The sequence below is a fragment of the Runella sp. R0.1_18 genome (assembly GCF_057652155.1).
In genome coordinates this window covers 83,302-105,078 of the sequence record NZ_JBYFCK010000005.1, presented here as the reverse complement: position 1 = coordinate 105,078, position 21,777 = coordinate 83,302, and the positions used below count along the sequence as shown (strand labels likewise).

The window sequence follows — 21,777 nt, the reverse complement described above, 5'->3', positions numbered from 1 at the left end:
ATGAAAAAAATCGCACTGATTACCCTCTTTTATTTGAAAATAAATGGAGTTTTTTGTCAAATAAAGCAAGCAGAAAAGTTAAACTCTTATGTTAATTCTGGCGTAAATCAGCGATTAACAGAGGGGAAATCCCAACGCTTAGATGAGATAAGAATCATCTATACTTCTCACAGAGTTGTGCAGGAATGTGGCATAATCCAATCAAATATCAAGGATAATTTCCCATTTAATCAAGCAATTGTTAATATACAAAAATTCGTGGCCGAACATTATACCGAAGGTGGTGTATGGGATAATCGGATGAAACTGGCTATGAAAATTATGACCGATATTATGACCAATCAAAAGCCTATTGCAGGGACTCAAAGTGCCAATTACATGGCAAACGAGCCTTTTGCCAAAGATTTACTATTGTTCTCAGAAATATCAAGAGGAAATGACATTGAGGTGTTTAAGTATAATAACCAATACAAATTGTACATTGAGCAGAGTACCGACACCGAAATTCCGCTAAATATTATCTCTAATCATCCGCTCTTGTTGGTCAATAATAAAAGAGAGCCTCGAATCATTTCCACTTCTAAATCCATCTCAATCAAATGAAAAAGCTGTTATTATTATTCCTTATGGGTTATCAAGTAGCTTTTTCACAGACAATTATCACCCAAGAAAAAGCGAAAAAAATAAAAATACCAGAGGCCAAAAAGCCCTCCAAGTATCAATTTTTAGCAAAAGCAAAATACTATGGTGATTCGGTAGTACTTCGGTGGAGTGCAAATGATGCTGTTTTGTGGCAATTAGCTAAAGAAAAGGGGGTTAATATTGAACGTTTTGAAGTAGTGGATGGAGAACTCAAAAACCATATTCAGATTGCAAAACAACTGAAACCATGGTCGTTGGCCGAGTGGAAAAAAAACTGTAACCGCGAAGACACGACCGCCGCCGTAATAGCCCAACTGCTTTATGGGATTAACAAAGACCCTAATAATGCTTCAGGGACAGGTTCTATGGATGCTATTATCAACCAACGCTACGACATGGATAATCGCTTTTTTATGGTGAATATGATGGCTGCATGGAATCCATTCCATGCCAAGGGTTTAGCTTTAAGATTTGTTGACAAAACCATCAAAAAGAACCAAAGGTATGTTTATCAGATTTCGTCACCCATGGATCCCAAAATAATGATGGCAGATACTGGGTACCTGTTGGTGAAAACCTCCCAAATAGAACCACCAGAAAAAATGCTTCCCGTGGAAACGGAGATAGGCGATAAAATGGTGAAGTTTAAATGGAGTAAGTTGCTGAGTGATATAAACTTTACGGGGTATTTTTACGAACGCTCCGCAGACAATGGTAAAACGTTTAGAAGAATCAACAAAAAGCCTTATTTACAACTTTCAAACAAAGAAAAAGACGCTGACGATTACATAACACTCGTCGATTCATTACCCGAAAATTACAAAAAGTACATCTATCGTATAGTGGGCATCAATCACTTTGGCGACTTGAGTGAATATTCCACAGACATACTGGTCATGGGAGTGGATTTAACTCCGCCTTCTCAAGTTTCTATCCTTAAAGCAGAGAACATCTCGGGAACAAAAGTGAAAGTTTCGTGGCAAAAAAAGCGCAAAGAGGCTGATTTTATTGGTTATGTGGTTGGTCGGAGTCAAAGCATAAAGGGGCCTTTTGAACCTTTACAAAAACAGTTTTTACCCATTTCCGCCACCGAATTTACGGATGAAAAAGCAGAGCCTTATGGTACCAACTACTACTTAGTATCAGCCATAGACACCGCGGGTAATGCGGCTATTTCACTACCCGCTTACGTAGTAATGAAGGACGAATCGGCGCCTATTAAACCCAAGGGACTAAAAGGGAGTATAGACAGCATGGGGGTTGTTAAAATAGAATGGGACAAAAACACCGAACCTGATTTGTTGGGCTATATGGTTTACAAAGCCAATGCCGCCGACCATGTTTTTACACCAGTTACGCCCGATTTCCTCGCTGATGAGTTTTTTGCCGACAGCACCACGCTGCGTACACTTACCAAGAAAATTTACTACCGCGTTGTAGCTTTCGACAAATCGCGGAGAGCAAGTCCTTATTCTGAGATTTTAGAACTCAAAAAGCCCGACCGAGTGCCGCCTGTCAGCCCTGTATTTGACGACTTTTCAGTATCTGATAGCACGGCTATGCTCCATTGGGTGCCATCTTCGAGCGAAGACGTAAAAACGCAGATACTATACCGAAAAGAAGAAGGGGAAAATACCGAATGGAGAGAATTGACCCGATTGGATGCCTTCAAGAATACCTACATTGACAAAACCGTTTTACCGCATCATATATATAACTATACCTTAGTGGCAGTAGATGACAGCAAACTCATCTCCGAAAAATCATTTTCGATACAGGTGAAGCCGTACGATTCTGGCATACGACGAGGGGTACAAAACTTAAGAGCTACAAAAACCATGGACGGTAAGCAGATTTTATTGGCATGGAACGTAAATCCCAATACGGCCCATCGAGTGTTGATTTATCGAAAAATTAATCAGTCGGGTTTGGTTTTAGTAGAAGGCTTACCAAGCACAGCAAGTCAGTTTATTGACAAGTCGGCGCAAACGGGACAATTCCAATATGCCCTAAAAGTGCTTTATAAAGACGGAGGAGAGTCGGTACTTGGAGACTTAGTCTCAATCCAAAAGTAATTGTTATGCAAAATTCCAAACGCCTGAAATCGTTCCTCATTCTATTTTTATTTCTAAGTCAGATTGGTCTCGCCCAAACCGACTCTACTCAAAAAGATTCTCCGCCCACCTTCCACAAAGGTCGCTTTGCGGCCGTAGTGACTACCGAGGCAGCCCTGTATGCTGGCACAATGGCTTATTTGAATTTTATTTGGTACAAAGACACGAAACGAGTACCTTTTGAATTTTATAATGATGCCGCTGGCTATTTACAGGTGGATAAATTTGGTCATGCGTATGGGGCGTATCTGGAAAGCTATATTGGATATCGGGCGATGCGATGGTCGGGAGCTTCCAAAAAGAAGGCGTTATTGTATGGAGGGGCCTTGGGCTTTTTTCTACAATCTCCTATTGAAATTATAGACGGCTTGTATGAAGGGTGGGGCTTTTCTTGGACTGACATGGCCGCCAATGCTGTGGGTAGTTCAATAGTGATTGGTCAAGAGTTGCTTTTCGACGAACAAATCATGAAGTACAAATTCAGCTTTCGACGCTCTCCTTATTCTAAACAGGCCAACGGATATTTGGGAACAACCTTTGCGGGACAAATTTTGCAGGATTACAATGCCCATACCTATTGGTTCAGTATCGGATTGAATCGCATTATTCGGTCAGAACGGATTCCTCCTTGGCTCAACATAGCCGTGGGCTACGGCGCCAATGGGATGTTTGGAGAGTTTGAAAATATTAAGAAGTGGGGAAATACAGTTATTCCGCCTACACAGCGCTATCGTCAGTTTTTGTTTTCGCTGGATATTGACTGGACAAAAATTAAGACAAAAAAACGTTTTCTAAATCAGGTTTTTCAATGTATGTTTATGATAAAGCTACCTTTCCCTGCCCTTGAAATCAATACCAAGAATGGGTTCCGAGTTTACGGTATCTATTACTAGGCCACTCTCCACGAAACACCCTATTTTAATCTATTAATTGCCATTTTTTGCCGATAGAATCGGAATTGTATTCTACTAATGTGTCTGAAGGACGGGTAATGGCTGAAAAAAGCCTCTAATCGGCCAAAAATCGCTACTTATCGGCATTTGACTACCCTCAGTCTATTGCATTTTTTTGTGAACTGCTTACCTATTTGTTTTGTGTCATCAAAACGAACAAAGCAGATGAAAAATATTCTCACTCTCGTCATAGTAGCATTGGGCATGACAGCCGCCCACGCTCAATTTCCAGGTGGTCCAGGTGGTATGCAAAGCGGTGATGGCAATGGGCGTAACCGTAACACACAAACACAACAGCCTAGCCTTAATTTAGAAAGTACTGCCCCTAAAGGCAATTCACGCATTATAGGTTTTGTGATTGATTCTGCTGCCACGCAAGCGGTGGAGTTTGCAAATATCGCGCTCTTCAACAAAGCCACAGGCAAGCCCGTAGATGGTACCATGGCCGACGAAAAAGGGAAGTTTACCTTAAAAAGCATTGCCGCTGGTGACTATAAGTTGATGATTTCGTTCATTGGCTTTAAAGACAAAACCATCGACAATATCAAATTGGCAAAAGGGCAAGAACTAGACCTAGGGGTGATTAAACTTAGCCCTGATGTGCGCACCCTTGCTGAAGTGGTTGTGACGGGTGAGAAATCAATGATTGAGGAAAAAGTGGACCGCATGGTGTATAACGCCGAAAAAGACCTGACGGCTCGTGGGGGCGATGCGGCAGACATTCTTAAAAAAGTACCGATGTTGAGTGTTGATTTGGACGGAAACGTTTCGCTTCGCGGAAGTTCTAACATTCGAGTATTGATTAACAACAAACCCTCAACAATCGTAGCGAGTAGCATTGCGGATGCCTTGAAAATGATTCCTGCCGATTTGATTAAATCAGTGGAAGTAATCACTTCGCCCTCAGCTAAATATGATGCCGAAGGTTCTGCTGGGATTATCAATATCATCACTAAAAAATCAACCCTCCAAGGGCTTACCCTAAATCTTGATGCTGGGGTAGGAGTGCGTGGCTCAAATCTCAGCCTAAACGGAAATTACCGCCAAGGAAAATTGGGAATCACGCTCGGTGGATTTGGACGGATGTTTTACAACAAAGCCGCTACTACCTTGGACCAAACGACGATTCAAAACGGAGTATCATTGTTGACTAAACAATCGACCGACGCGTATGACAACGGTTTGTTTGGACGTTACAACCTCGGATTTGATTATGATTTGGGAAAAAATCAGTCGTTGACGGCGGGGGTGAGTTTTGGAACGCGTAACATGATTCGTAGCCAAGACATGACAAGTAACTTGTTTACCAACAACGCATTAACTTCTACCACGCTCCGTGATGTAACCACTCGCGACCTTTCAAATAACGTGGATATGAACCTCGACTACATTCGTACGTTCAAAACCCCAGGAAAAGAATGGTCGATTTCGACACAATACAGCCGAAGTAATCTTACGAACAATTTTAATGCAGATTTGTTGAGTGAAAGTAGTACGCTGTTGAGCCGTCAGAAAAACTTGAACTCGAACGTCAACCAAGAAGCAACGATTCAGACTGATTATCAAACGCCAATCAAAGCCAATCAGATGTTTGAAATCGGTGCCAAAACCATCATGCGCCAAGTAAATAGCGATTTTAGCTACCAAGTGGCAGGAGCAACGGGTGAGTTTGCCGCCGATGCACGTAATCCAAAAGGGTTGCTAAACTACAACCAAAACATCGTGGCAGGGTACATGTCTTACACTTACTCTACTGCCAACAAATATACCTTCAAAGTAGGGTCGCGCTATGAATACACAACGATTGATGCCCAAGACCAAATTGGTAAAATCAACATTCCTAGCTACGGTAGCTTAGTGCCAAGTATCAATATTTCAAAGAATATCAAAGGAAAAACAACGGTAAAAGCAGCCTATAACCGCCGTATTCAGCGCCCAGGTTTGCAGCAGTTGAACCCCAACTTTAACGCCGCTAACCCATACAATATCAGCATCGGAAATCCGAATTTGAAACCAGAATTGACGGATAACTTTGAGCTGGCTTTGAGTACAAGCATCAAGAAAACCTACCTCAATGCCTCGGTGTTTAGCCGCTCAACCAACAACAGCATCACGCGGTTGAGTTCGCCTTCAGACACCCTGGCAGGAGCAATTATTACGACCTTTGAAAACATTGGAAAACAACAAGTAGTGGGTGCCAATATCTTCGCCAACGTATATCTGACACCAAAATGGACTTTGAATGGCGGCGTGGATGTGTATTACAACTACTTGGAAGGCAAAGTGCAGGGCTTGGATGGAACTTCAATCAATACCAGCAACTCAGGAGTTGTAATCGGCGGACGGATTATGTCAAGTCTCTCGCTTAACAAAGGCTGGGCCGTGCAAGCAAACGGAGGGATGAGAGGAAACCAAGTGACGCTTCAAGGTGTGCAAGGGAGTTTCTACATGTACTCATTGGGGGTTCGGAAAGAGTTTAACAATAAGAAAGGAAGTCTTGGCTTGGCAACAGACAATTTCTTGGGTGGCATGAGAATGAAGTCAACTTCGGTAACTCCGATTTTGAATCAAACGATGGTCAACAATATTTATAACCAAAACATCAAGCTGACATTCAGCTACAAGATTGGTAAAATGAGCTTCATGGCTCCTAAGAAAACCAAAGGTGTGAAAAACGATGACGTAAAAGAAGGTGGTGATAACAACTAAGCCACTTTACTACAAAAAGAAAAGTAGATAGATAGAATGAATAAGACAAACGGCGGGCAGTTGCTCGCCGTTTGTCTTTGTATCAATTTGGTACAAAAGTGATAATCAGCTATTTTGAAATTTTCTAAATTAGAAATTCTTTTCAAAGAAGAGCAACACTTAACAGAAAGCGTACGTAATGTTGGGTAAATGACCAACCAATAGTTCAACACATGGAACGCTATTCGCGCTATCAATTTTTAAAGTCAATGGGTTTTAAAGGTGCTGCTCTGATGGCATTAATGACCTCTTGTATTCGAGAAGAGGATACTTATGTAGAAGCCCTGTCGGTTAACCCAAATTCGAGTACTGGCACAAGCACAGGTACAGGTACAGGTACTGGAAGCACGACGGGGGCAACCACCGACCTTAGTACTATTACCAATCGCCTTTTGACGATTGACCTCACTGCCACGGCCAATGCTGCCCTGAAAACAGTAGGTGGGTATCTTGTCAAAAGTGGAATCGTGGTGGCGCAGTCGAGCGCAGGAGTGTATGTTGCTGCTACTCAAACTTGTACACATGAACCCAAAAAGAAAATCATTTTTAACAAAACAGAGTACTATTGCACCGACCACGGTGCACGTTTTGACCTCAAGGGTAAGGGTTTAAACAGTTTTGGTAGCAAGGGTCTTACCGTTTACAAAACCGCTACCGATGGTACAACCCTTGTTGTTTATAGTTAATCAAACTTTCTTCCTCCATTAACCATGAAATTGATCACATCACTCCTCATCAGCACATTGTGGCTGGCCGCTCCGCAATGGGGCAACGATTTTTCTAAGGCACAAAACGAAGCCAATCAAAGTCATAGGTATATTTTGCTGAATTTCTGTGGGTCAGATTGGTGCGGGCCTTGCATTAAGTTGAAAAAAGATATTTTTGAATCCGCTGATTTTGAGCAATATGCGTCTCAGCATTTGGTGTTGGTAAGGGCAGATTTTCCCCGTTTGAAAAAAAATCAGTTAGAAGCAAAACTGACCTCCCACAATGAATCGTTGGCCGACAAATACAACCCACAAGGAAAGTTTCCGCTCACTGTTTTGGTGGATTCCCACGGCAAAGTTGTGAAAGAATGGGAAGGATACCCAGCATCAATGAGTACCCAATCGCTCATCAATGATATTGATACCGTCATCAACAGTAAACCATAAACGCCGCCTTTTTTGAAAACCTTGCACAAGCGTGTGTGTCGATTGATGGGCAATCGCTTCGAAATAAGCGCTGTATCAGAAGATGAAACTTGGGCGCAAGCGCGAATTGATGAGGCAATAGCTGAAATTCAACGGATTGAAGCGCTTTTTACTACCTTCAACGACAATAGCCAAACCAATCGAATCAACGCCAATGCAGGAATTTCGCCCGTAAAGGTAGATCGAGAGGTGTTTGAATTAGTAAAGCGGTCGCTGCGAATCTCGGAGGTTACTCAAGGAGCATTTGACATTACGTACGGGTCGATAGACAAGAGTTTGTGGAATTTTGATACCCAAATGACGGCCTTACCCGACCCCAAAACCGCCCGCCAAATGGTGCGACTTATCAATTACCGTAATGTCATTTTGAACGAAACCGAATGTAGCGTTTTCTTAAAGGAAGAAGGGATGCGTATAGGTTTTGGCGGTATAGGTAAAGGCTATGCCGCCGAAATGGCCAAAAGGCTGATGATACAACGAGGCGTAGAAAACGGAATCGTGAATGCGTCGGGGGACTTGACCACTTGGGGGACGCAGCCCAACGGCGAACCTTGGACGATTGGAATCGCTCATCCCGATGCCAAAGAACAACCTTTTTCGTACTTCAACATCAGCAACGTTTCGGTCGCCACTTCGGGGAATTACGAAAAATATGTGATGATAGGGGGCAAGAAATATTCACATACGATTGACCCCAAAACGGGCTTGCCCGTATCGGGAATTAAAAGTGTGACGATTATTTGCCCCAATGCCGAAATTGCAGATGCCATGGCCACGCCCGTAACTGTGATGGGCGTCCGAGTTGGGTTAGATTTAATCAACCAGATGCAAGGAATGGCCTGCGTCATTATTGATGATACAAATCGTGTGTTTACCTCAAAAAATATCAAAATCAGCTAGGCAATTTTTCAATTTGCCAATTCGGTAATTGGAAAATGAAGTCCAACCAGATTAATCCAAATCCTATGAAAAAGCAGTTGAAATATGGGTTCATCTTCGCCCTGGTTGTGGGAAGTATGACCTCTTGCGTAACGGTGAAAGAATACCAAAAGAGCCGTATCAATGACTCCGAAATGGAGTTATCAGCCCGCAAGTCTGAAAAGTTTGAGCAAAGTTTTTACCTCTATCGGGAGGGAGCTTCAGGAGCCAATGGTGGCAAAAGCGGCGGTGGCTGCGGTTGTAACTAGTGTATTTTCTACCTATGAATCTTTCATCGTAAATTTTTAATGAAAAAAATCATCATCAGTGTAGGGCTGCTTGCTGGGCTGCTTCGAGGAGGGTACGCCCAATCCGAAAAAGGGACCTACGAAAAGCGTAAACTCAAAATTGAGGAAGTAAACTTGGTCAGTAGCTATTACGGACAAGATGGGAATAACTCAGCCGTGACGGGTGGAATAGGTACCGAAAAATTAGGTGATTTGGCCAATTCGATTGATTTGAAATTGTCGTTTATCGACCGAAAAAGCCGCCAACACAGTATCGTGGCCGATTTCAACATCGACCATTATACTTCCGCTTCCTCCGATAATATCGACCCATTGACGGTTTCGTCGGCCTCGCGCAGCGATACGCACGTTTATCCCTCGCTTTCGTGGAGCGTGAAAGACGATGCCACGCATACCACACGTGGTATAAGTTATTCTTATTCGACCGAATACGACTATCAATCGCACGGGATAAACCTTAGTTTTTCTAAGTCGTCGAAAGACAATAATCGTGAGTTTAGCCTAAAAGCAGGGGCATTTTTTGATACTTGGACGGCGATTCTTCCCTCCGAGCTACGCCCATCGGGCTATGGCTCTGCGGCCGAAGGAGACCGTGATCCTGTGGCTTACAAACCACGAAATTCGTACAATTTAGCGCTGTCGCTTTCGCAGGTTATCAATAAACGTTTGCAAGTACTCTTTACGGTAGAGCCTTCTTTTCAGCAGGGGCTGCTCAGTACGCCATATCACCGAGTATATTTTACGAATGGTTCACATACGGTGGAGAAACTACCTGGAAGCCGTTTCAAACTACCCGTGGGAGCGCGTATCAGCTACTTTGCAGGTGACCGCCTTATTTTGCGTGGGTTCTATCGGTTTTATAACGATGATTGGGGAATGACCGCGCACACAGTTAATGTCGAAGCCTCGTACAAAGTGACGCCGTTTTTCTCAGTTAGTCCGTTTTATCGGTTTAGCAACCAAACCGCCGTGCGTTACTTCAAACCGTACGCCCAGCACCAAGTTACCGATATGTATTATACCAGCGACTATGATATTTCGGGTTTTACTAGCCATTTTGTAGGCATGGGGCTTCGGTTTGCGCCTCCAGGTGGTATGTTTGGAATAAAACACTGGAATACCATTGAGGTGCGTTATGGGCATTATATGCGTAGTACAGGAATGGTCGGCAACAGCATTACGCTGGCAATGAAGTTGAAGTAAAATTAGGTTTCCGTTTTTATAACTTAGTAGCCCCGATGCTTTACCGTCGGGGTTTTTTGTTTTTTGCCCACAGCTAGAAGCAGGTTAATAAACAAAAAAGCCTCTCAATTGCTTGAGAGGCTTCGGTTGGCGGACAAGGACTCGAACCCTGAATAAAAGAACCAAAATCTTCTGTGTTACCATTACACCATCCACCAATTCCGTTTTGGTGGTGCAAAAGTAGGGCTTTCTTGGTTACGTGTCAAGCGTTTTTTGGAAAAAAAATGAGAATAAATTTTCCAAAAAATGCCTTTTGCTTGATATTCAGTGGCTTTGTGCGAATATTTTTTTGACTAAACCGCCGCTGTTGCCGCTTCAGGAGCGATTTTTTTAACCAATCCTTGAAGAACTTTACCTGGGCCACATTCCACAAATTCGGTTGCGCCATCTACCACCATGTTTTTTACCGACTGCGTCCAGCGTACTGGAGCCGTGAGCTGTGAAATGAGGTTGGCTTTGATTGTTGCGACGTCGGTAGCGGCTTGGGCGTTTACGTTTTGGTAAATAGGGCAACGTGGTTCGGTGAATTGCGTGTTTTCAATTGCCGCTGCCAATTCTTCGCGGGCAGGCTCCATCAGCGGTGAGTGGAATGCTCCACCTACAGGAAGTGGCAACACGCGTTTTGCCCCCGCTTCTTTGAGCTTTTCACCAGCCAAACGAACCCCTTCGTGTGAGCCTGAGATAACTACTTGGCCTGGGCAGTTGAAGTTGGCAGCTACGACTACTTCACCTTCTACTGAAGCACAGATTTGCTCGATTTTTTCGTCGTCAAGCCCGAGGACGGCCGCCATGGTCGATGGCGTTAGCTCGCAGGCGCGTTGCATGGCAGCTGCACGCTGAGCGACCAACCGAAGGGCGTCTTCGAACGACAATGCGCCTGCTGCTACCAAAGCAGAAAATTCCCCAAGCGAGTGGCCTGCTACCATCTCGGGTGCAAAATCGGCGACAGTCGAAGCTAAAATAACAGAGTGCAGAAAAATCGCAGGTTGAGTAACATTGGTTTGCTTGAGTTCTTCGTCGGTTCCTTCAAACATGACCTTGGTTATTTCAAATCCTAAAATTTCGTTGGCTTTATCGAAGAGCGCGCGTGCTTGAGCATTGTTTTCGTAGAGGTCTTTGCCCATGCCGCTAAACTGCGAACCTTGGCCAGGAAATACGTATGCTTTCATTGATTTTTAGAAGCCCTCCGCCCCCAAGAGGGAGTTTAGTTTGATCGTTGAATGGGGCAATGTGAGTGCAAACATACAAGGCTTGCCCCAAACTATCAAACAATAAACAAGGAGCGTTCTTCGGGAGTAGGAATGCGGCAACTTTCTGATTTTCCAAAAAATCGGTAGCGGTTGCGGGCAACAAGCCCATAGACAGCGTCTCGAATAAAACGGGGAAGAAGAATAAAGCCATACAACCATGACCAGCCTTTGAGATAACGGGCAATTTCTAAGGCTGCTGTTGACTTATGGTAGATTTTTCCGCTGCGGAGTAGAAGGATAGTGTTTAGCTCAACGGTTGAATACCCATTTTCTTGAAGCGTTTTCTGCCCTAATTCGGATTGAAGCGACGCGAAACGATAACGACGTGTCGAATCATGGTCAATGATAAAATTGACACTTGCATTGCAAAAATTGCATACGCCGTCAAAGAAAATAATATCCATTGGAAAAGAGTGTCGAATGGGTGAATGACGAGTGTCGAATTTGCTCCTTTTAACTATTGATTGAAACCTATGAAACTGTGGAGAACTTCAGCTTCATAGGTTTCGGTATCATCTTATTTAATCAACTGAATCCATCCTTTTAAAGTGAGGGGTTCGTTGGTTTTTTGTAAAGTTTTGAAGGTAACTGTTACTTGGTAGTAATAGGTTCCTGAAGGCAAGTCTTGGCCATCCGACGTTTTGCCATCCCAATTGATGTTTGGATTGTTACTTTCAAATACTTTCGTTCCCCAACGATTATATACAACAAACGTTATGGTCTCGATAAAGGCAGTACAAGAAAGTGGAGTAAACAGGTCGTTTTTGCCGTCGCCATTAGGCGTAAACACGTTTGGAAGTCTTAGCGATGTACAGTTGTCGTTACAAACGGTATTGCTCTTAGCACTTTCTGTCCCAAAACGACTGATTGCCGTCACGTAATAACAGCCCGCGTAGGAGTCTAGCCCTGTATGTCGGAAGGTGGTTGTTGGGGCAGTAGTTTGTCCTATTTTTGTAAAAGGGTCTTCTGGATAACGGGTAAAATAAACATTGTAGCTAACCGCAGCCGCACATTCTTGGTTGTTGGTGTCTCTGACGGGGTAAGTCCAATTGAGGGTATTGTTAACAACCGAAGAGGCACATTCAAGCCCTGTCGGGTTATCACAATTGAGGGCATCAATGGTCAAAACAGGTGGACAAGGTTTGGTGCTATCGGCGGGAGCGGCACACACAATTTGCGAGAAATTATACAGTTGCCCCACTCTAATCCGAGGGCTATCGTAAGTACCTACCGTCTCGACGCGATAACAATAGGTAGAGTCGGTCGAGAGTTTGATGGTGTGTGTGCCATCTGCCGTAAAACGGTCGGTACCATCGTCGGTGTAAGTAAAGGTGCTTGCACTCTGCACTGACACTTCCGCGATGAGGTTGAACGTACCTGGGCGATTTCTAACTTCGCGATACACGCGGTGACGTTGGTTTTCGTTGCGCCAAGGCACTACTGCTTGCCAGTTGAGGCGTAAGCCTTGGTTGGCAGGAGCAACGGATAAACGAACGCTGCTGGCAGCCTCCGTAACGCCGAGACTCGTGAGCGTACCGTTGAGGGTATGGAAAAACTCCAAACGGTAGCGGTATCCATTTTGAACTGTATTAAGGTTACGATCGACATAAATGGTGTCAACCGTAGCGTCTAAGTTGGTATTGATGGTCGCAATAAGTGTAAAGTCGGTGCCATTCAAGCCTGTTGCTCTCGACAAGCGATATTGATAAGGCCCAGGAACATCACTTGCTTTAAACGGCGGACGCGTCCATTTTACCGTAATAACACCTCGGTTTGTGCTGGTTGTATCCACGGTTACGTTGGTGAGTACAGGTGTTTGCGCGGGTAGGTCTAAGCAAGTTTCGTCCGAAAGGGGGCTGAAGCCGCCCTGTGGAAGTGCGTATGCCACACGGATACGATAGCTGTACTGAACACCCCCTCTTCTCAAACCAAGCCCATTGTTATTATCGGTAAAAGTAGTGGCATTGACAGGAACGCGTCCTACCTCGGTATAGCCTAACGCAAGTGGGTCGCCAGGGTTGGTACATCCGCTGAAAGTTCCACCCGAACATCCTTCTTTTCGATAAATGACCATTTGAGCTCCAGGGAGCTGACAACGATAGGAAGTCCAAGTAAGCGTAAAGCCTGCGGCTGTGCCCGTGGATGGGGTGGCTGTAAGGCCAGAAGGTTTGGGTGCAACAACTCGAATAGCAAACGATTCGAGCGAAGCCAATTGAGTCTGATTACGACCGGGTAAATCTTCGACCTTGATAACTACATCGTAAGGCGTCTCGCGAACGTGGTTGCAGTTGGTCAGCCAACGAAACGTTCCAACGGCAGGAGAGGCTTGGGATTGGCTCACCGATGGGGTAAATGTGGCATAATCGGTTGAAATCAAAGGAGGGCTAATAGGTCTTCCTTGGGGGTCTAAGTTGAAGACTCCACCGTATGCCGAAAATATCAGACGATTATTGTCGGGGTCGGTGGCACGGGCCGTTTGCGAGGCGATTTGCCCTGCTTCTACACACACATTCGCAATGGGGTCAAGCAGTGGCCTTCGGTTGGGGCCATCGGCTACCACAATTTGCATATCTCGGACTACCTCGCCGATTTTGACGCCATCGCGCCATTCTTCAATAATAAAAGCGACGTTGTAAACACCAGCACTTGCTGGAGCATCCCAGCACAAATCTCCCGTAATGGGGTCGATGGTGAACGTAGCAGGGGCATTTTGTAATTCGTTTTTTGCATCAGGATCTACCCCCAAAGCAGGGTCACGATACCCATTGACGTTGCGGTTGATACAGGTTCCAGGAGTCCCTTGTTTAGGAATAGAGAGGCGATAAGAAAGGCTATCGCCGTCAGCATCAAAAGCCGCAGGGTTATGGCAGAATTTTTGGCCAGTACGTGCTGAATCCAAAGGAGGGTTGAGCATGACAGGCGTGCGATTGAGCCCGAGAGAGGCATTAATGACTAGGACAGTCTCTACATAAAAAGGGGTATTGACTGAATTTGACATGTTACGTACGCCATCGTTGCGGTTTTCGATACCCACCGAAATGACATATACCCCAGGCGACGAAAACGTAAACGGCTCACTAAAAGTGTTTATCGTAGTTGCTATGTTGATGGGCGCTCGTCCAGTCCGTTTAACCAGTAATGTGGTTCCTGCCCCTCCGCTGAACGGACGAATACAAAACGTCACATCGTTTTGGCCTTCGCTGGCCATGCGCCCCCCAATTTCATCATGGTAGGTCGTGAGGGTTAGCATATAAGTAAGATCTCGGTCGGAGATGCGACTTGCTGTAATCTCGCCCGCGCGAACGTGCGTGGCATAAGAATAGTATGCACTACAAATGCACAACCAAACAAGTAGAATACGTAGTGTCAAATTCCTCATGGGTAACTATGGGGTATGATTGGGTACAGTGTCGATTGCAGCTAGTGGTCTGCAAATAGTATTTTTAAAACGAATATTTCAGGAAAATGGTGTAAATTTTATTGCTTTTTCCACCGCTTTCTTTTTTATAGACGTATTTTTTGTGCTTAATGCTAAAACAAAAAAATGACACACTCAGTTACAAATTTGTGCTTTAAATGACTATTGCTAATTAGCAAAAAAAGTTTAATTTTAGATTGTTTCTAAATTAATTGAGACCTACTTTTGACCGCTGAAAATAGTAATAATCATCGTTTTAATTTAAAAAACTTAGATATGTCTTGGGTTACTCAAACACTATCAAGCTCAATTGGAAAAAAGTTGGTAATGGCCCTTTCTGGCTTGTTTTTATGCTCTTTTTTGATTGTTCACATGAGTGGAAATTTACAGTTGTTCAAACATGACGACGGCTTGGCCTTCAATGTCTATGCCGTTTTTATGACAACCAACCCCCTCATCAAAACGGTTTCGTACGGCCTGTACGCGCTTATTTTATTACACGCTTTTGAAGGTTTGTATTTGGCAAAACAAAACCGTCAAGCGCGTGGAAATCAGCGCTATGTGGTTTACAACGGAAAGGCAAATAGCTCGTGGTTTTCGCGCAGTATGGCGCTGCTTGGTACTATTTTGCTTGTGTTTATCGTCGTTCACATGTCAAACTTCTGGTTTGAATACAAGTTTGGATACGTGCCTTACACACAGTATGAGCAGAACCTCGTCACTGGTGAAGTCGTAGCTACTCCTTTTGAAGGTGAAATCAAAGGCAAAATGGAGGAATTTGTACGTGAAGAAAACCAAACGCGCGTGGTAATCGTGAAAGATTTGTACCGTAGCGTCATGGAAGGGTTCAAAAACCCAATTTTAGTACTTTTCTACGTGCTTTCTATGTTTGCTGTATCGTTTCACTTGGTGCATGGCTTTAAGAGTGCTTTCCAAACGTTGGGAATCAATCACTCTAAGTACAATCCTTTGCTCAATTTCTTGGGCGTTGGGGTATTTGGTATCCTCATTCCAATTGGTTTCGCTTTGATGCCTTTGTACTTCTTCTTCAAGAGTTTGTAATTATCAGTTAACTGTTATCCGTTATCAGAAAAAGCAATGGCTAACCTGATACTCATTAACAGTTAATTAATATACTAATAACAGATAACGTTTTAAAGGACAACAGTAAATATGGCAACATCACCAAAATTGGACGCCAAAATCCCTGACGGGCCGCTTGAAAGTAAGTGGACAAAGTACCGCTCTACGGTAGCGCTCGTCAACCCCGCCAATAAGCGGAAACTCGAAATTATAGTTGTAGGAACTGGTTTGGCAGGAGCGTCAGCTGCTGCGACGTTGGCCGAACTAGGATATTCTGTGAAAGCTTTTTGTTTTCAAGATTCTGCCCGCCGCGCGCACTCAATCGCTGCCCAAGGGGGAATCAATGCTGCTAAAAACTACCAAAACGATGGTGACTCTACCTATCGTTTGTTTTATGATACCATCAAAGGAGGGGACTACCGCGCTCGCGAAGGAAACGTTTATCGCTTGGCACAAGTGTCGGCTTCAATTATCGACCAATGCGTAGCGCAAGGTGTACCTTTTGCCCGTGAGTACGGTGGTTTGTTGTCGAACCGTTCGTTTGGGGGAACACAAGTACAGCGTACGTTCTATGCGGCTGGTCAAACAGGCCAACAGCTTCTTTTGGGGGCTTATTCGGGCCTTCAGCGCCAAGTAGGATTGGGTACGGTAAAAATGTACTCGCGTCACGAAATGCTCGACGTCGTAGTGATTGATGGTAAATGTCGTGGAATCATTGCTCGTAACCTCGTAACGGGCGAAGTAGAACGTCATTTCGGCCATGCAGTGTTGTTGTGTACAGGTGGCTACGGAAACGTATTTTACCTTTCAACCAACGCGATGGGTTCTAACGTAACCGCCGCTTGGAAAGCACACAAAAAAGGGGCGTTCTTCGGAAACCCTTGCTTTACGCAAATTCACCCAACTTGTATTCCTGTTTCGGGCGATCACCAGTCGAAACTGACATTGATGTCAGAGTCATTGCGTAACGATGGTCGTATTTGGGTTCCTAAAAAACAAAATGATACCCGTCCAGCGAATCAAATTCCAGAAGACGAGCGCGACTACTACTTGGAGCGTCGTTATCCTGCGTTTGGTAACCTCGTACCTCGTGACATTGCCTCGCGTGCCGCCAAAGAGCGTTGCGATGCTGGCTATGGCGTAGGAACGTCGAAAATGGCGGTTTATCTTGACTATTCGGCGGCGATTCAACGCTACGGAAAAGGAGAAGTAAATAAATTGAACCTCCACGATGCTTCTGCTGAAAAAATCACTGAATTAGGAAAGGCAGTGGTAAAAGAGAAATACGGAAACTTGTTTGATATGTACAAACAAATCACAGGCGAGGATCCGTATGAAGTGCCAATGCGTATTTATCCTGCGGTTCACTATACCATGGGTGGGCTTTGGGTTGACTATAACTTGATGACAACGGTGCCAGGTTTGTACGCGTTGGGAGAAGCTAACTTCTCTGATCACGGCGCCAACCGCCTCGGTGCAAGTGCCTTGATGCAAGGTTTGGCCGATGGATACTTCGTGATTCCTTATACAATCGGGGCTTATTTGGCCAACGAAATCCGTACCAACGCGATTTCTACTGACCACCCTGCGTTTGTGGAAGCTGAAAAACAAGTAAAAGACCGTATTACGAAACTTGTTTCGATTAAAGGTAAAACTTCGCCAGAAGCATTCCACAAGCGTTTGGGTAAAATCATGTGGGATAAGTGCGGTATGGCCCGTAACGAAGCTGGTTTGAAAGAGGCGATCTCAGAGATTCAGGCATTGAAAAAAGAGTTTTGGTCTGATGTTCGCGTAATGGGTGATGCCGACGAATTTAACCCTGAACTTGACAAAGCTGGCCGCGTGGCTGACTTTATCGAGCTGGGTGAGTTGATGTGTCGTGATGCCCTCAACCGCAACGAGTCATGTGGTGGTCACTTCCGCGAAGAATACCAAACCGAAGAAGGTGAGGCACTTCGCGACGACGAAAACTACATGTACGTAGCGGCGTGGGAACATGCAGGTGAAAGCCAATGGGAACTCCACAAAGAGGATTTGGTGTACGAAAACATCAAAATTGCGCAACGTTCTTACAAGTAAGAGGGTTATCCGTTAATTGTTATCAGTTATCTGGAAATGGATGAAATTCGCTCTTTTCGTGACTTAAAATGCTGGAAAGAAGGAGTAGCTCTTCGAAAGATGGCAAGACCAATTTTGAATCGATTCCCAACAGATGAAAAATATAGATTAACGGATCAACTTATTCGTGCGTTGCGATCTGTTACTAATAACATTGCTGAAGGTTTTGGAAGATATAGCTATCAGGAAAACATTCAATTTTGTAGAATTAGTCGCGGTTCGCTTACAGAGATTCAAGACCATTTCATTATTGCGCTTGAAGAGAATTATGTAACTATGGAAGAGCTGCAAATGGTTGATAACCAAACTGAAAAGTGTATGGCGCTCATAAATGGTTATATTAATTATTTAAAAAAGCGCAAAGACGCAGGCAACGGATAACGGATAACTAATAACAGATAACACAATGTCAGCAGGAGATATGAACCTCACCTTGAAGGTGTGGAGACAAAAAAATAAAAAAACAGAAGGGAAAATCGAAACTTACCAGGTTGCTGGTATTTCGCCCGATATGTCATTCTTAGAGATGTTCGACGTGTTGAACGAACAACTCATCGGTGAAGGTAAAGAACCTATCGCTTTCGACCACGACTGTCGCGAAGGTATCTGCGGAATGTGCAGCATGTACATCAACGGCCGTCCGCACGGTCCGAAAGGTGGAATTACCACTTGTCAGTTGCACATGCGTAGCTTCAACGACGGCGACACCATCGTGGTAGAGCCTTGGCGTGCCAAAGCTTTCCCAGTGATCAAAGACTTGGTAGTCGATCGTTCGGCGTTTGACCGCATTCAGGCAGCGGGCGGATTTGTGTCGGTCAACACGGGTAATGCCCAAGACGCTAACAGTATTCCTATTGCCAAAGAAGACGCCGACGAAGCATTTGCCGCAGCGGCGTGTATCGGCTGTGGCGCTTGCGTAGCGGCTTGCCAAAATGCTTCCGCGATGCTATTCGTATCGGCCAAAGTATCCCAATTTGCGTTGTTGCCACAAGGCCAGCCAGAGCGTAAAATGCGCGTAGAGCGTATGGTAGCTCAAATGGACGAAGAAGGCTTTGGCTCATGTACCAACACAGGTGCGTGCTCGGCAGAGTGCCCTAAAGAAATCTCATTGGAGCACATCGCCCGCCTCAACCGCGAATACTTAGGCGCTAAATTGACTTCACAGGGAGTGTAAATTTTGATTGTATCTTCATAAAAAGAGGCTGTCTCAAAAGTAACAGGTTACAAAATATTCTTTGGTTTCAACCTCATCCCAACCCTTCTCCTTCCAGGAGAAGGGCTTTTAAAGTCCCCATCTCCAGAAAGGAGAGGGGGATTTAGGGGGTGAGGTTAAACACAGATCGAAGATAATTTGGTGATACTAGACTTTTGAGACAGCCCCTTTTTTCTGTATCTTATGACTTCGTTGCTTTCACAACCCTACCCGCACAACGCGCTATTTTCTCGTTACTGGCTCTTGGTTTCGGCAGGAGCAGGTCTTTTTATTGCGCTGTTTTTGATTGTTTTTCAACCATTCGGAGCTTCTTATTGGCAGCACCCCGATAAAAATCTAATTTTGGCGGGTTATGGGCTTGTGACTTTTTTATGCCTGTCGGGCATTAGTTTTACGATGCCCCTTTTATTTAAACGATGGTATGCAGAAGCAAACTGGACTGTTGGGAAAGAAATTATTGGTGTGCTTTTGATGCTAGTCATTATTTCTGTGGGAAATTGGCTTTATAGTCAATGGTTTTTTGTGAGTTCGTTTCGGATAAAAGAACTGTTTGGTTGGATAGGCATTACAGTGGCAGTTGGCATCATTCCAACGACCATCATTACGTTGCTTGATTATACCCGTTTGCAGCGCAAATACGCAACCGACAAACTGTTGGTGAAAACAAACACGGAGGAACAACCCGTACCTGTGTCGTTGGAAACCATTACGCTAATCGCCGAAAATCTCAAAGACACCTTTAGCCTTTCCCCCGACGAACTGCTGTTTATTGAGTCGGCGAGTAACTATTCGGAGGTGGTATTTTTCAAAGAAGATAACGTTCAAAAAATGCTGATTCGGAGTAGCCTTAGTCGGCTAGAAGAACAGATTCAACACAGCGACATCGTGCGGTGTCATCGCTCATTTATTGTAAATTTAAAACAAGTATCTAAAATCACGGGCAATGCCCAAGGCTACAAATTACAACTCAAAAACGTGGGATATCCGCTGCCCGTTGCCCGTCGTTACACCGATTTGATGGCTGATTATTTTAAAAAATAGCTTGTCATTCGTCCCAAAATAAGGAATAAAAGCCCCCAAAAGGGTCATTTGTCCCAAAACCTAGGCAAACGTCCCTTTTTTTTGGACAACCATTTTTAGGCTTCTACGTTTGTGTCAGTCAAAAACACAAACCCGTTTTTTTATGGAAGCTTTATTGAACCTAACAGCCATTTACAAAAGAACCATTTTTACTATTGCCGCTTGTTCGGTACTTCATTCCTTCTCGGTTCAAGCGCAAACCGCCGAAAAAGACACAACAGTAGAACGCTTAAAAGTTCGGACGTCATTTGCCAAATCCTACTTTGGCATAGACGCTTTTACGACCACAGGCGGAACAACACAATACCTCACTCCGAGTGGTCTGTCATCGGTTGATTTTGGGGGAACTACCTCACCGCGTATTTTATTGGGGGGAACGCACTTTTGGGGACACGCTGATTTCTACGTCTCCATCCCTGTAGCCCAATTTGGCAAGAAAATCCCTGCCGAATTAGCCAATGTTTCGTACAGCGAAGGTGTCGAAACAGGTGCACGTTTTTTTCCGTGGGCTATTGCCGAAGGTAAACTACGGCCTTTTGTAGGAATTGCTTTCAAAGGACTCAGTTTTGCTCAAATTTCTAATGAGCCTAATAAAAACTACACCACAGTGCCGTCGGTGGCCAAAACCACCTTTCCCTTTCAAGCAGGTGCTGTGTATGCCACCAAAAAAGTGTTGTTTCAAGCGGGTGTCAACTATCAACGTCACACGGCCTTTCAGTACCCACTTTCTCGTACCCAGTACGGTGCTTTGGAAGTCTCGCCTTGGTCGTTTAACGTGGGCTTGAGTTATTGGATTAATTCCAACGGAGGTTTGGCTTCTAAATACGGCGAAAAATACATGAAAATGGGCGTAAAAAAACTACAATCCCGCAACCGCTTAAACTGCTGGTACGTGGGAATTGGTCCATCAAGCTCGTTTGAAATCTCAAAATCAGAATACATCAAAGATAAGCACCCATTTTTAAAGCAAGAAAGTCCAGGAAGTTTGATTCCTGACATTGCGGCGGGGCGTTACTTTCACAAAGCGGATGCCAATGTGGGCGTTTCGTATCGTAAATTAGGCTACGGCATGAGCGGCTATGGCGTACACCTCAATTACGAACGCCGTTCATATACCTTTGAAACTTACAAATTTTTGGGCGATTACCACGGTTTTGTGCCTTACATCGGCCCTACTTTGGCCTATGAAGACTTGCGCTTTACGGATACAGACAACGGCGTCTCCAAATCATACGAAGCTAAAAAAGTAGCATTAGGCGTCATTTTTGGCTGGGATATTCGCATTAGTCGTTCGGAAACGTGGTTGTTGCGTACCAACCTTCGCTACACGCCTAATCTCCACCTCAAAGCCGAAGGAAAAAAAGTAATGTTTGACCAAATGGAATTTAACTTTATTCAATTTGTGTGGATGGTCGGACGAAGACAAGCGTGGAAATAGCGAAAGAACATCTCGAAAGTTGGAAACTTTCAAGATGTTTGGTTTGTAAGAAGGAACGA

At 44.4% G+C, this 21,777-nt stretch carries 18 protein-coding genes and 1 tRNA gene; 15 read left to right on the top strand and 4 right to left on the bottom strand.

The window, feature by feature from the left end:
- The 9 genes from AC23P2_RS10895 to AC23P2_RS10855 all read left to right on the top strand — a co-directional run bounded on the left by AC23P2_RS10895 (position 1) and on the right by AC23P2_RS10855 (position 10,079).
- Positions 1–603 (top strand): hypothetical protein, encoded by a 603-nt coding sequence (locus AC23P2_RS10895; RefSeq protein ID WP_487773215.1) that lies wholly within the window; start codon positions 1–3, stop codon positions 601–603.
- Complete coding sequence (locus AC23P2_RS10890) at positions 600–2,717, top strand: fibronectin type III domain-containing protein (protein WP_487773214.1); 2,118 nt, start codon at positions 600–602, stop codon at positions 2,715–2,717. The genes AC23P2_RS10895 and AC23P2_RS10890 overlap by 4 nt, the downstream gene beginning before the upstream one ends.
- 5 nt (positions 2,718–2,722) lie before the next feature.
- Positions 2,723–3,649 carry a DUF2279 domain-containing protein gene (locus tag AC23P2_RS10885; RefSeq protein ID WP_487773213.1) on the top strand — a complete coding sequence of 309 codons (927 nt, stop codon included), beginning with the start codon at positions 2,723–2,725 and terminating at the stop codon, positions 3,647–3,649.
- Positions 3,650–3,874: 225 nt separating this feature from the next.
- Positions 3,875–6,418 (top strand): TonB-dependent receptor, encoded by a 2,544-nt coding sequence (locus AC23P2_RS10880; protein ID WP_487773212.1) that lies wholly within the window; start codon positions 3,875–3,877, stop codon positions 6,416–6,418.
- A 212-nt stretch (positions 6,419–6,630) separates the two neighbouring features.
- Positions 6,631–7,143, top strand: coding sequence for a (2Fe-2S)-binding protein (locus AC23P2_RS10875; protein WP_487773211.1), 513 nt, complete (start codon positions 6,631–6,633; stop codon positions 7,141–7,143).
- Positions 7,144–7,167: 24 nt separating this feature from the next.
- Positions 7,168–7,611: a thioredoxin family protein gene (locus AC23P2_RS10870; RefSeq protein ID WP_487773210.1), complete on the top strand. Its 444-nt coding sequence runs from the start codon at positions 7,168–7,170 to the stop codon at positions 7,609–7,611.
- 12 nt (positions 7,612–7,623) lie between these two features.
- Positions 7,624–8,550 (top strand): FAD:protein FMN transferase, encoded by a 927-nt coding sequence (locus AC23P2_RS10865; RefSeq protein WP_487773209.1) that lies wholly within the window; start codon positions 7,624–7,626, stop codon positions 8,548–8,550.
- A gap of 65 nt (positions 8,551–8,615) precedes the next feature.
- Complete coding sequence (locus AC23P2_RS10860; protein ID WP_037298928.1) at positions 8,616–8,837, top strand: DUF4266 domain-containing protein; 222 nt, start codon at positions 8,616–8,618, stop codon at positions 8,835–8,837.
- 39 nt (positions 8,838–8,876) lie between these two features.
- Entirely contained in the window at positions 8,877–10,079 is a 1,203-nt protein-coding gene (locus AC23P2_RS10855) for a DUF3570 domain-containing protein (protein WP_487773208.1), read from the top strand.
- Between the two features lie 126 nt (positions 10,080–10,205).
- Here the strand turns inward: AC23P2_RS10855 and AC23P2_RS10850 are convergent.
- From AC23P2_RS10850 to AC23P2_RS10835, 4 genes are all read right to left on the bottom strand, one after another.
- A tRNA-Gln gene (locus tag AC23P2_RS10850) sits at positions 10,206–10,276 on the bottom strand.
- 135 nt (positions 10,277–10,411) lie between these two features.
- Entirely contained in the window at positions 10,412–11,287 is an 876-nt protein-coding gene (gene fabD / locus AC23P2_RS10845; RefSeq protein ID WP_487773207.1) for an ACP S-malonyltransferase, read from the bottom strand.
- 95 nt (positions 11,288–11,382) lie between these two features.
- Positions 11,383–11,772: a thiol-disulfide oxidoreductase DCC family protein gene (locus AC23P2_RS10840; RefSeq protein ID WP_487773206.1), complete on the bottom strand. Its 390-nt coding sequence runs from the start codon at positions 11,770–11,772 to the stop codon at positions 11,383–11,385.
- 113 nt (positions 11,773–11,885) lie between these two features.
- On the bottom strand, positions 11,886–14,747 hold the full coding sequence (locus AC23P2_RS10835; RefSeq protein ID WP_487773205.1) for a T9SS type B sorting domain-containing protein: 2,862 nt from the start codon (positions 14,745–14,747) through the stop codon (positions 11,886–11,888).
- A gap of 315 nt (positions 14,748–15,062) precedes the next feature.
- On the opposite strand from AC23P2_RS10835, the gene AC23P2_RS10830 reads away from it, so the two are divergent.
- From AC23P2_RS10830 to AC23P2_RS10805, 6 genes are all read left to right on the top strand, one after another.
- Positions 15,063–15,848, top strand: a complete 786-nt coding sequence (locus AC23P2_RS10830) for a succinate dehydrogenase cytochrome b subunit (RefSeq protein ID WP_487773204.1) — start codon at positions 15,063–15,065, stop codon at positions 15,846–15,848.
- 111 nt (positions 15,849–15,959) lie between these two features.
- Positions 15,960–17,948: a fumarate reductase/succinate dehydrogenase flavoprotein subunit gene (locus AC23P2_RS10825; RefSeq protein WP_487773203.1), complete on the top strand. Its 1,989-nt coding sequence runs from the start codon at positions 15,960–15,962 to the stop codon at positions 17,946–17,948.
- Positions 17,949–17,984: 36 nt separating this feature from the next.
- Positions 17,985–18,368 (top strand): four helix bundle protein, encoded by a 384-nt coding sequence (locus AC23P2_RS10820; RefSeq protein WP_472488728.1) that lies wholly within the window; start codon positions 17,985–17,987, stop codon positions 18,366–18,368.
- 40 nt (positions 18,369–18,408) lie between these two features.
- A complete protein-coding gene (locus AC23P2_RS10815) occupies positions 18,409–19,161 on the top strand; it encodes a succinate dehydrogenase/fumarate reductase iron-sulfur subunit (RefSeq protein ID WP_487773462.1) in 753 nt (250 codons plus the stop codon).
- A gap of 222 nt (positions 19,162–19,383) precedes the next feature.
- Positions 19,384–20,241: a LytR/AlgR family response regulator transcription factor gene (locus AC23P2_RS10810; RefSeq protein ID WP_487773202.1), complete on the top strand. Its 858-nt coding sequence runs from the start codon at positions 19,384–19,386 to the stop codon at positions 20,239–20,241.
- A 142-nt stretch (positions 20,242–20,383) separates the two neighbouring features.
- A complete protein-coding gene (locus tag AC23P2_RS10805) occupies positions 20,384–21,718 on the top strand; it encodes a hypothetical protein (protein ID WP_487773201.1) in 1,335 nt (444 codons plus the stop codon).
- The last annotated feature ends 59 nt before the right edge of the window (positions 21,719–21,777 follow it).